Annotated in this window: 8 protein-coding genes; 3 read left to right on the top strand and 5 right to left on the bottom strand. The window is 58.8% G+C overall.

The window, feature by feature from the left end:
- A partial coding sequence (locus ABX749_RS07900; protein ID WP_372895494.1) for a DUF1015 family protein occupies positions 1–405 on the bottom strand: 405 nt, incomplete at its 3' end.
- Between the two features lie 464 nt (positions 406–869).
- On the opposite strand from ABX749_RS07900, the gene ABX749_RS07895 reads away from it, so the two are divergent.
- Complete coding sequence (locus ABX749_RS07895; RefSeq protein WP_372895493.1) at positions 870–1604, top strand: hypothetical protein; 735 nt, start codon at positions 870–872, stop codon at positions 1602–1604.
- Positions 1605–1616: 12 nt separating this feature from the next.
- Here ABX749_RS07895 and ABX749_RS07890 read toward each other — a convergent pair whose 3' ends face one another.
- Genes ABX749_RS07890 through ABX749_RS07880 form a run of 3 tightly spaced genes read right to left on the bottom strand, consistent with a single transcriptional unit; the run spans position 1617 to position 7447 of the window.
- Entirely contained in the window at positions 1617–3038 is a 1422-nt protein-coding gene (locus ABX749_RS07890; RefSeq protein WP_372895492.1) for a DUF1501 domain-containing protein, read from the bottom strand.
- 49 nt (positions 3039–3087) lie between these two features.
- Positions 3088–7164, bottom strand: coding sequence for a DUF1553 domain-containing protein (locus ABX749_RS07885; RefSeq protein ID WP_372895491.1), 4077 nt, complete (start codon positions 7162–7164; stop codon positions 3088–3090).
- Complete coding sequence (locus ABX749_RS07880; protein ID WP_372895495.1) at positions 7073–7447, bottom strand: hypothetical protein; 375 nt, start codon at positions 7445–7447, stop codon at positions 7073–7075. Before ABX749_RS07880 ends, ABX749_RS07885 begins: the two co-directional genes overlap by 92 nt.
- On the opposite strand from ABX749_RS07880, the gene ABX749_RS07875 reads away from it, so the two are divergent.
- Both ABX749_RS07875 and ABX749_RS07870 read left to right on the top strand, forming a co-directional pair.
- Positions 7431–8465, top strand: coding sequence for a hypothetical protein (locus ABX749_RS07875; protein ID WP_372895490.1), 1035 nt, complete (start codon positions 7431–7433; stop codon positions 8463–8465). The genes ABX749_RS07880 and ABX749_RS07875 overlap by 17 nt on opposite strands.
- 248 nt (positions 8466–8713) lie before the next feature.
- Complete coding sequence (locus ABX749_RS07870; RefSeq protein WP_372895489.1) at positions 8714–10276, top strand: sulfatase; 1563 nt, start codon at positions 8714–8716, stop codon at positions 10274–10276.
- 216 nt (positions 10277–10492) lie between these two features.
- Here the strand turns inward: ABX749_RS07870 and ABX749_RS07865 are convergent.
- On the bottom strand, positions 10493–11578 hold a 1086-nt coding region (locus tag ABX749_RS07865; protein WP_372895488.1), incomplete at its 5' end, for a carboxypeptidase-like regulatory domain-containing protein.

Below are 11578 nucleotides of genomic sequence, written 5' to 3'. Positions count from 1 at the left end.
ACGGGTCCGGTCGTCTTCTTTGGCCGGTCGCGTGAATTCGTGCTTCAGGATCAAGTTGTTCTCGTAATCCTCCACGTGACAGCAGCACACGACACCGACTTGGCTCTTGCCGTTCATGATCTGGCGATACAGAAAAACGCTCGGCTCGGCATCTTGTTTGAGGACCCCGTCGCGGATCAAACGCTGCAGGTTCTCGGCGGCCTGGGCGTAAATTTCATCCGCGTAGGGATCGGTTTCCGGCGGCAGATCAATATCCGGGCGAACCACATGCAAGAACGAGTCCGGGTTTCCATCGGCCAACGCTGCCGCTTCGTCACGATTGACGACATCGTAAGGAACGCTGGCGACCTGGGCGGCTTTTTCCGCGGTGGGGCGAACGGCACGAAACGGTTGAACGCGTGGCATCGGAGGGGTTTTTCGCTGGAGAGACGGTGAAGGGAGACCAGAAACGCGAACGTTATAAGCGCACCACCGGCTCTGCAACACCCCGCACCGCCGGTCCCGAGAGCGTCCAGCTCCGCACAAAGGTCGCATTTTTCCGCCAAGTTTCGCCGTTTCTCGACGATACTGTACTTTCCACTCAACATCTGCCTGCGTCCGACCATTCCATCAGCCGTCACCTGCACCGTGTCGCCGGGGAAAAGAGAGAAGGTCAAAACATTTGTTGGTCAAAAAATGCTGTCACCCTGCAGGCCTTCCCGCCACCCCCGACATTTTTTGACCAACGCTTCCTGCCAAGAATGCTGGGCACCTCTGTCACGATTTTTGCGGAGTTCCCCCGTTTTCGAATGACAAATCCCCTTTTTGCCCGTTCTAGAATCAACGTGTACCGACCCAGCAAGACGCCGTCACACAATCTCATTCACACCATGAATCGACTCCCGTTGCTCCTCGTCGTCCTCGCCGCTTGCCTGGCCATTGACTGCCGGCAGACCGCTCTCGCCCAAAATGCGAATCTGAAACGATTCCAGCAGCAGCAACAGCAGATGCAGCGGCGGATGGACCAGGCGGTGAAGGATGCCGCGAAGAATCAGCCGGATCTCCCCAGCGACCCTGAATTGCTTTCGCTGCACAAAGAGTTCATCGTCAAAGCGGAAAAACTGGCCGGGGAATACGAACGTAAAAAACAATACGACAAGGCTCGCGAAGTCTTCGAGGCGATGGCGCGTCTGGTGCCCAAATACCCCGAAGCCGACGCGGGTGTGAAGCGGATGCTGCAGATGCAATCGATGAAGGATCGCAAGGTGATCAAAGTCGAGGCAACCGGAGGCTGGCAAGATTCTGGGGCGCAGCTGATCAAGGGCATGCCGGTTCACGTCGAAGTCAAAGGCACCTGGAGAGTGGTGTTCGAAACCGGACCGGAGGGAATTGAGATCCCTGAAAAGATGAGACCACGCGACTCCCGAATCAAACTGGGGACGCTGATCGGCGTGATCGCATCGTCGCCCAGCGAACTGGAAACCGCCAAGCCGTTTGTGGTCAAACACGGTGGCGACTTTGTCGCCGATGCTTCCGGACGATTGTTCCTACGGATGTTCGACGTCGACCCGACCGACAACCAAGGCGAGATGCTGGTGCTGATCCAAAGCACGTTCGGCAATTAGTGCTTCCGCAACTTAGCTGAGAATTCCCGTCAAGACGTTGCCATGGACATCGGTTAGCCGCATGTCGCGTCCGCTGTAACGGAAGGTCAGTTTCTCATGATCGACGCCTAGCAGGTGCAGCACCGTGGCCCAGAGGTCATAGACCGTGCACCTGTTCTCGATCGCGTGGTAGCCCAATTCATCGGTTGCGCCGTACCACGTGCCGCCCTTGATCCCGCCGCCGGCCAGCCAAACGCTGAACCCTTGTGGATTGTGGTCCCGCCCGTTGCTGCCTTGCGAAAACGGCGTCCGGCCGAATTCCCCCGCCCACACGATCAACGTCTCATCGAGCAACCCTCGGGCCCGCAGGTCTTTGATCAACGCAGCGATCGGCTGGTCGACTTGAAATCCCATCGCCCGGTGTCCTTTCTCCAGATCACCGTGTTGATCCCATGGGTTGGCCGCTCCACCGGCACCGATCCCTTTCGTCAAACAACTCAGTTCGATGAACCGGACACCGCGCTCGACCAACCGTCGAGCCAGCAAACACTGACGCGCATACGCCGCTTTTTCTTGATCGCCGGAATCCAACCCGTATTGGCGTCGCGTCGACTCGCTTTCGTCAGAGATATCACACAGCTCCGGCACGGACGTCTGCATCCGAAACGCGGTTTCATAGTTCTCAATCGCCGCTTCAACTTGTGGGTCGCCCCCGGCTTGGTTCAAAAACTGTTGGTCGAACGATTTCGCAAATTCCATGCGCCGCCGTTGATCATCACGCAAGCCTCGCGGACGCACATTGCGGATCGCTTCGGCCTGGTCCGCTTTCAAGACCGATCCCTGATGTTGTGCCGGTAGAAACCCGCTGCTGAACAGACTCAACCCGCCGTGCGGCACGACCGCATTGCTGCTCTGCAAGACGACAAAACCGGGCAGGTTCTCGTTCTCGCTGCCCAGTCCGTACGAGCACCACGCCCCCGCGCTGGGATGCCCCATGAAGGGAAACCCCGAATGCATCACAAAGTTACCCTGCGCGTGCTCGTTGACCGGTGTCGTCATCGAACGAACCACGGCTAACTCATCCGCCACCGACGCAATTTCGGGAAACATGTCGCTGATCGGCAACCCCGACTCGCCGGACGGTTTGAACGTGAACGGGCTGGCCATCACGTTGCCGTTACGATTGAACTGAGTCCGTTCCACCTGAACCGGCATCGGCTGTCCGTGCAACGCTTCCAGTTTAGGTTTCGGATCAAACGAATCGACGTGCGAAACGCCGCCGGACATGTAACAAAAAATCACATGTTTGACTTTGGGCGGGTGATGAAACGTTCGCAGCGCGGCGTCATCGGGCAAGACCGCTTCCGGCGCCGCCCCGCCCGTGTTTCCCCATCCGTTGCGCTGCATCATCGCGGTCAGCGCCGCGGCACCGAATCCGGTCGAACAGCGTTCCAAAAACAGCCTGCGTGAGCGACGCATTGGCAGCGGCGGGTGTGGTCGATGATCAGCGAACATAAAGAAACTCCTGGAACGACAGTAACGCGCGAGCCAACTCGGACCAGGCCTGCCCCGTCTCGCTGAGCTTGGATGCGGGAATCGACTTCCATTGACGGTTTAATTCTTCCAGCGAAGCACGATCCCGTTGCATCGCATTTCGTTCGGCTTCGGTCAGTTGTTTCAGCAGGACTGCTTCGGAAACGAAGGATGCCGAATTTGACGCCGATGCCGCGATCTGTTCCGCCGTCAACGCACGGTCATAAAGCCTCGCCTGCAGAATCGTGCCGGATAGCAAGCGATTTCCGCCCGCGGGCAGATGCCGGATCCCGAACCCGACGATGGACTCGCCCGGGGCAAACGCCAGTGGCCCACGACTGCGATACGATTTCCCATAAGGCTGACCGTTGCGATACCCAACGATCTGGCCGTCCGCATCATAGCTGATCGCAAACTGGACCGGCTGGCGATCGGCCGACGACTCTTCGGGGCCGCCAAACGGTTCGGTGCGCTGGAAGCTGTTGCTGCCGGCGAGCCACTGCCGGCGATCTCGCTCGGCGAACACGATCGCGTCAAACAACACGCCATTTTTGGATTGCAGTGTCATCGCCCCGCCGCCGCGCTGGTTCAGATCATTCAGCTTCACCCAAACCTCCAACGTCTTCTGTGACAGCGGGACGTCGATCGGATCGGTCAGGGCATAGCCGCCACCGGTCACGATCAACCCCTGTTCGGTTTGCCGCGCACCATTCTTCAGCGTCACGTTCGCACTACCGACTTGATCGTTCAGCCCCGTCGTGAAGTCCCAACGGCCGATCGGCGAAGGCACTTCGACCGTTGACTGCTGGCCGCCGGTTTCGGCTTGGTCGTCCAACCGCTCGCGGGCCATCTGCCACCGCGCGTCGATCGCCGATTCGACTTGGTTGATCTGCAGTTGCAACTCGGCTCTCTGTCGTGTCCGCTCGGCAACGACCAAACGCATCTCGTCCAAGAACGTTTCCGATTGGGCGATTTCCTGATCCGACGGCTGCCGACCGAACGCATCAAGGAACATGTGAACGATACCGTTGCGGTCGCCATCGGACGCTGCCTCCGCCAGGGCTCGGCTTGCCCAATCATTGGCGACGCCGGCGATCTGGGAATCATTCATCATCGCCAGCGACTGAGCGGGAACATTGGTCACGTCCCGCCGGCCGACGCTGCTGAACGGTTCGGGAAAATCAAAGGTGCGTAGGAAGGGGTCCAAATCATTGCGGATCACCCGAACATAAATGCTCCGGCGCGGCGCAGCGGCCCCGACGGGCGGGCCAAACTGTCGGTCGTCCAATCGCCCCGAGACACTTAACAATGCATCACGAATCGCTTCGGCCTCCAACCGCCGCACGTTCGCTCGAGCCAGCAGCACATTCTCCGGGTCCGCTTTCTCGACGCCCGGCTGTGGCAACGATGAGCGTTGCCAGGTTTCCGAAGTCACGACGAGCCGAATCAATTTCTTGATCGACCATCCGTCCTTGGCGAACCGAATCGCCAGCCAATCGAGCAACTCGGGATGCGAGGGCGGATTCCCTAGACGTCCAAAATTGTCCGGCGTGGAGACAATCCCTTTGCCGAACAGATGGTGCCAAATGCGATTGACGATCACACGCCGAGTCAGCGGATTGTCGTCCCGCAACAAATCCTCGGCCAACTCCGCACGTCCGCTGATCGGCGATTGATACGCGCGGTCATCGATCACTTCGAGAAATCGTCTCGGCACCGGTTCCGCCAGTTGCTTGTGATTCCCGCGGACCATCAGCGGCTGGTCGACTCCCTCAGATTCCTCTAAACCGGGCACACGTGTCGGAACGGGGATCTCATTTTCGAGTTTTCGGTATCGGTCCACCAGCGCTTTCAACTCGGGAAGCCGATCCAACGCATTGGGCAACGCACCGGTCCGCATGCAATCGTCCAGCAAAATCGCTTGTGCGTCCGTCATCGAGCCCGATTTCCATGCCACCACGGCACGTCGAATCGACGCGAGCAACAACGACTCCAGTTGCGACCAATCGGCTGGCACAACGTGCTCGCTTGCATCGGCGGCACCCGCGGCCTGATCAGACTCGATCAACGCCAAGAACGCTTCCGATACCGGCTTGGAAACTTCGCGATCATTGTCCGTCACGACGACTCGCCGCACGCCAAACCACGACCGCGGCTTGTCGGACGTCAACAAGGGCGCGTCCATCGCGGTTGCCAACTCCAGATGAACCGCGTCGCCACTCCAGTACGACAGATCGAACCGCTCCAGTTTCCAATCGCCGTTGAGTCGAGTGACCGGGTACACGGTCCCGCTGCGCGGATAGTCCTGTACCACGTAACGGATACTGGCGTCGCCTGCGCCGATCACCTCGGCACAGATCGCCTGGCCGTCTTTCAAATTAAAATCGGGTGACGTCAGCCGCCCGGGATGCTTCGACGAAAGCCCGTGCGTGTAGACGCCTGCCGGGTAGATGCCGGACAAAACCGCCTCGCCATCGACGTCCATCGAAAACTGCCCCGCAGCTGTTTCTCCCTCCAGTCCCACGCCAGACGAATACCAACGGGAGCGTGCATCATCGTCTCCCAGATCCCAGTGCGTGCTTGCCGAGTTTGTAAAGAACTCGTCATACATCTTTTGATGATTCAATTGAGACTCCACCGTCTCGGTCCAGGCCGTTTGAAAAGGTGTTCCATCGGAGACCTTTTGGCGCAGCCCCTGCAAGACGTTGACCAAGCCGACCGACTTGCCGGGTTTCGAATCTGAATTCAACAATCGCTCCGTGGCGACGTTGGATTCGACCAGCCACTGTGACGCGACCGATTCGCGGATCTGCGTTTTCAATTCCGCCAGCGTCTCGCGGTGAAGTTCTTGTTTGGACGGTAGATCGATCACCTGCCGTCCTGGTCTGCACGAGGCCAAGACACCGAACAACGCGTAGTAATCGGCCTGGCTGATCGCATCAAACTTGTGATCGTGACAACGGGCGCAAGAAACCGTCAGACCCAAGAAAGCTTTGCTAAAGACATTGATTTGATCGTCGATGAATCGAACCTTTTCATCCAAGGCGTCGGTGGGCGCGAATCCATGAAACACCATCCGCCAATGTGCCGTCCCGACGATCGACTCGTTGATCCCTAGCTGCGGATTGATTCTCGGTTCAGGCAACAGGTCGCCGGCGACGTGTTCCCGCAGCAGCTGGTCATAGGGAACATCTGCGTTGAGCGCGCGAATCAGATAGTCGCGATAGTGCCAGGCGTTTTGAATCCGCGGATCGCCTTCGCTGCCGTGGGACTCGGCGTAACGAATCCAATCCATCCAATGTCGCGCCCACCGCGGACCAAATTGATCACTCTCCAACAGCTGGTCGATCAGTTCTTCGACGGCCGCCTGACGATCCGGCGCATCGTCGATCCGTCGCGTCCAGCTCGTTGCCTGATCGGCTGACGGCGGCAGGCCAGTCAACGTCACATACAAGCGGCGAACCAGGGTCGCACCATCGGCGGCAGGAGACGCCTGCAACCCGCTACTTTCCAGTTCACGGTTGATAAAGCGGTCGATCGGATGGGGCGAATCGTTTTCGTCCGCGGGCGGATCATTGGAAACGATGGGTCGGAAGCTCCACCACTGCTTTCGCCGCTCCAACTTTTCGGCCCACGACCGGGACGCTTGAAGCTCCTCGTCGGTCGGCGGTTTTTCGCGGGGATCGGGCAACCCGATGCGAATCCATTTTTCAAAATCACGAACGATGGATTCGTCCAGCTTGGGCCCTCCTTCGGGCATCTCCAGGCCCTCGATTTCGTGACGCAGGACCTTGATCAGACGACTTGCGCCTGGATCGCCTGCGACGACGACCGCGCCTTCGTCACCGCCACGCAGCACCGCGTCACGGTGATCCATTACCAATCCCCCCTCGGACGAGTCGACGGAGTTGTGGCACGGATAACAATGCTCGACCAACACCGGCCGAATCTTCGCCTCAAAAAACTCCAGCTCCGCCTCCGAGATCGTTTTGGCCTTTGCGAGGGAACTGAAACCGCAGGCCAAAAGGAGGATGAATGTCAAACGCATCGAGGTCTCGATCCAGGTTTTGAATTGAATTCCGCCAGCCTAGCCCACCACAGAACGCCGAGCAAGCTTTGCGCGGATCGCCCCGCGTCACCGGTGAAATCGGGAAAACCGTTACAGATCTTCCAATTGGTTGCCGATCAATCTTGACAAGGGGGAAGGCCATCGTCCAACCGCATGCGCGGGTGCATTTCATTGCATCCCGCCCAGCGATAGCCGATCTCCGTTGTTTCATGCTGATGATTTGATCCAAACCAACGGAAAAAGCGATGACAAACTCGCTCAAGGAAACCTTCGCCGCCGTTTCGAAATGGTGCGGCCGAGGCCTCGCTGTCACCTTGTTTGCAGGCCTGGCGAATTCAGGAACCGACGTCAACGCCCAGCGGCCTGTCGTCCCCGGCACCGGCAGTGAAATCGTTGGCGTCTCGGACGACTTCGAAGACCCCAATTGGGGTTATGTGCCGCGGAACCCCAAGAGCACCGAGGACATCGACGAAAATCAACGCGGCCCGATGGGGCGTAGCACCAACGGTCGCTGGTACGAAGGCATCAAACGCGGGCATCCCGACGAAGTCAAACGGGTGGCGACTCCGCCGGGCGGAATCCCCGGCAGCACCGGAGCGTTGTTGATGCGAAGCAAGTTCACCGGCATTCCCGGCCGGCCAAGCGGCACCATGCACCAAGACGACTTCGTCGCAAACGTCCAATACCGGCTGAAACGACGAATCGACATCGCCGAAGTCCCCAGCGTGACGACGCGTGTCTATCTTCCGCCGGTGGAGAGCTGGGAAAATCGCAGCGGACCGCATTTCGGATTCCGACTGGCGTTGGAAACCACCGCGATGGTCGACAAAGAAGTCGGCGTCGGGATCTTCAAACGCACCACCCAAGAAATGGGCAACGAAGTCTACTGGCCCGGGATGTTCGTGGAATTCGAAAGCAAGTCCACCACCCGCAAGGACCACGATTACGCGTACCTGCGTGTCCGCGGCAACCAACGCGGCGGTGATTTCCGCGGCCCCCAAATCACGACGACCGGCTGGTGGACTCTGGGCATGAGTGTCACCCCCGACGGAATGGTGCACTATTATGCTTCGCCCGGAGTCGATGACTTGACCGAAGACGACTACATCACCAGCCAGTTCCCATACGGTTATCGCGCCGAACGCTTCCGAACGTTTTTCTACAACGTTTGCAGCGCCGACGACGGACAGCGTTGGAGCACGACGTTTGTGGTCGACGATCCGAAGGTCTACGTGCTGCGTCCCAAAGGCCAACGCATCGCCACCCGACCAACCCGCTAGCCAAAAGTGGCGTACGCTTCCAGCTTGCGAACTCTGGCTGCTTCAGCAGCCAGCGGCCTAACCTTCCAGCTTGCCTACCCGGCTGCCCCAGCAGCCAGCGGCCTAACCTTCCAGCTTGCCTTCCCGGCTGCCCCAGCAGCCACCTGCCAGAATCTCCGAAACGCAAGCTAGAAGCTGACGCCACTTTCGGTTTAGACTACGGGGCTCTCGATGGTCTAATCCCGCCGAATTCGGAGCCCGCCCCCAAGATGTTCATCCAGACGCGTCTTCTCACGCCGGCGTTTTCCACCGCGCTGGCGTTTCTGTTTTTGTTGCACCCTGAAGCACGGTCAGCGGAACTTCCCGCGACGCCCCAACGCGAAGGTGTCAAACCGCGCAACGTCGTCTTTATTTTGACCGACGATCATCGCTTTGACGCGATGGGATTTGCCGGGCATCCGTTTCTGGAAACCCCGCACCTGGACGCGATGGCCGCCAACGGTGCGCACCTGAAGAACGCCTTCGTCACGACCAGCTTGTGTTCGCCGAGTCGAGCCTCCATCTTGACGGGGCTGTACACCCACAAGCACCGTGTGATCGACAACAATCGCCTGGTCCCGGACGGGACGCTGTTCTTTCCGCAGTATCTGCAACGTGCGGGCTATGAAACGGCGTTCATCGGAAAATGGCACATGGGCGGCGACCATGATGATCCGCGGCCCGGCTTCGACCATTGGATCAGCTTTCGCGGCCAAGGCAATTATCTTCCGCCCGGCCCGAAGTACACGCTCAACGTGAATGGCAAACGCGTCAAACAAAAAGGCTACATCACCGACGAACTGACCGACTATGCCGTCGATTGGTTGAAGCAACGCGATGGTGACGAACCGTTCTTTTTGTATCTGTCGCACAAGGCCGTCCACGCCAACTTCACGCCCGCCAAGCGACACCAAGGGCGCTACGCCGACGCCGACCTCAGCTTCCTGCCCCGCGGTGAAAACATCAAGGCAGAAAACGATGCCCCGCGCTGGGTCCGCGACCAACGCAACAGCTGGCACGGAATCGATTTCTCTTACCACAGCGATAAAGGCTTGGATTACCTGTATCGCCGTTATTGCGAATCGATCTTGGCCGTCGACGACAGTGTCGGCCGCGTGATGCAACAACTCAAAGACATGGGCGTGCACGACGACACCCTGGTCATCTACATGGGTGACAACGGGTTCATGTGGGGCGAACACGGCTTGATCGACAAACGCGTTTCTTACGAAGCGTCGATCCGCGTCCCGATGATGATGCAATGCCCGAATCTGTTTGAAGGCGGCAAAGTCATCGAAAACGTGATCGGGAACATCGATGTCGGACCCACCATCCTTCACGCCGCCGGCCTGCAGACGCCCTCGTACATGGATGGCGAAAGTTTCCTGGACATTCCCAACAAACCCGATTCCCCGTGGCGCGACTACTTCTTGTACGTCTATTACTGGGAGAAAAACTTTCCGCAGTCACCGACGCAATTCGCACTGCGGGGCGATCGCTTCAAGTACATCACCTATTACGGCCTTTGGGACGTCGACGAACTGTATGACCTGACGACCGACCCGGGTGAAACCAAAAACCTGATCAATGATCCTGACTACAAGTCGGTGGCCAAAGAAATGGAAAACAAGCTGTACGCCATGCTCGGAGATGCCGGCGGAATGGACATCCCGATGAACCAGCCCAAAGGCAACAGCCAAAACAAACGCTGGGACGATCGCGGCGGCAACGAGGCGGCGGACTTCCCCAAATCCATCGTCGTCGACGAACCGATCAACCGCCAAGCCCAATAGCCCTGGCGGTCGCTATCTCCACGTCGCCCGCTGACAAGACGATCGTTGGCAGAATGATCGTTGGCAGAATGATGCTCAGCGATCAAGCCTGAGCAGGATACGCCACGTATCCTGCTCTTCATCATTCTGCCCCGTATCATTCTGCCATCTCTCCTCCCACCCTCCTGCCACCATCGTTTTGCCACCTCCCCGCATCACAGTTCCTCCTGCCAAGACCTATTTTTCACGCGGTTTCAACTTCAACGTGACCACTTTCATGCTGCCGGGTTCCACCCTGCCGATCTCCTGTTCCCAGGTGCCGTCGCTTAGCAGGTAATCGTTCGACTCGATTGAAACCTTGTACTCGGCCGAGGTGATGTTTTCAAACACCACCTCCCTCTCACCGGCTTTCGCCGTCTGGGCGCTCAGACGGTTGCTTCCGATGCGTTGCAGGAAGACATTCACAGGTTCGGCGCGACTGCCTGGGCGTGAGAGCTGGACCTTCAGGTCGGCCGGACTCGACAGGGTGACGGTCGTGTTCGTTCCGTTCCATGCGAGTTGCTCCGTTCCCTTGCCTTCCTTTTCAACAATCAAGACTCCGTCGGCAAATGGGATCGCCGAGAATTGAACGTTCCCGTCCGCATCCGATTTTCCGTGCAGACGCCGACGGACAATCGGGTGCGCATCGAGCGGACGCTTCGGGTCCTCGGGCACCAACCAGACATCCGCTCCTGGAATGGGTTGCGCCGCCTGATCGATTACCGTGATGACTGCATCGCTCGCCGGCTTCAGTTGCAAATTGATCAAGGCGGCTGATTCCAGGTCCGCGAGCGCCACCGCGTGTACTCGCGACACGACGGCGTCTTGGTATCCAGGCGCGGCGGCGACGAGTCGGTACGTCCCGCCTTTTTTCAGCCCCGTGAATTCAAAACGGCCATCGGCCGGAGTGAACAAGCACGCGTTTCCAACTGGACCACCGCTGATAATCTCTTCACCCGGCTGCCAATCACGCGGCCACTGGAACGACAGTTCAAACTCCGTCGCCGGTTCTCCGCCGGGCAGCAACACGCGGCCACGTATCGCCCCTCGGCCGGGATCCGGATCGTCGGACGAGAGCGCGCGAATACCGGGCGAGTCCGTTTCGGGCGGTGCCGCGTGATCACCATCGACAGAAAAATCGACTTCCGCGATTTCCGCCGTACCGATCGACACCGTGTGGGTCTCCCACGAAGCCCCACCCGAAGTCTTGTGGGAATAGGTACTGATGCGCAAGGGGCGATCGATCGGCATGCCGTCGATGGAGTAGTTTCCATCGTTGTCGGT

The organism is Stieleria sp. (assembly GCF_041595215.1).
GTDB classification, from domain to species: domain Bacteria; phylum Planctomycetota; class Planctomycetia; order Pirellulales; family Pirellulaceae; genus Stieleria; species Stieleria magnilauensis.
This window is presented reverse-complemented; position numbering and strand designations above follow the sequence as displayed.

What these genes read in the sequence shown, in the direction of transcription:
- ABX749_RS07895 (WP_372895493.1), top strand. Translation starts at nt 870, where the DNA reads ATGAATCGACTCCCGTTGCTCCTCGTCGTCCTCGCCGCTTGCCTGGCC.
- ABX749_RS07885 (WP_372895491.1), bottom strand. Translation starts at nt 7,164, where the DNA reads ATGCGTTTGACATTCATCCTCCTTTTGGCCTGCGGTTTCAGTTCCCTC.
- ABX749_RS07875 (WP_372895490.1), top strand. Translation starts at nt 7,431, where the DNA reads ATGACAAACTCGCTCAAGGAAACCTTCGCCGCCGTTTCGAAATGGTGC.
- ABX749_RS07870 (WP_372895489.1), top strand. Translation starts at nt 8,714, where the DNA reads ATGTTCATCCAGACGCGTCTTCTCACGCCGGCGTTTTCCACCGCGCTG.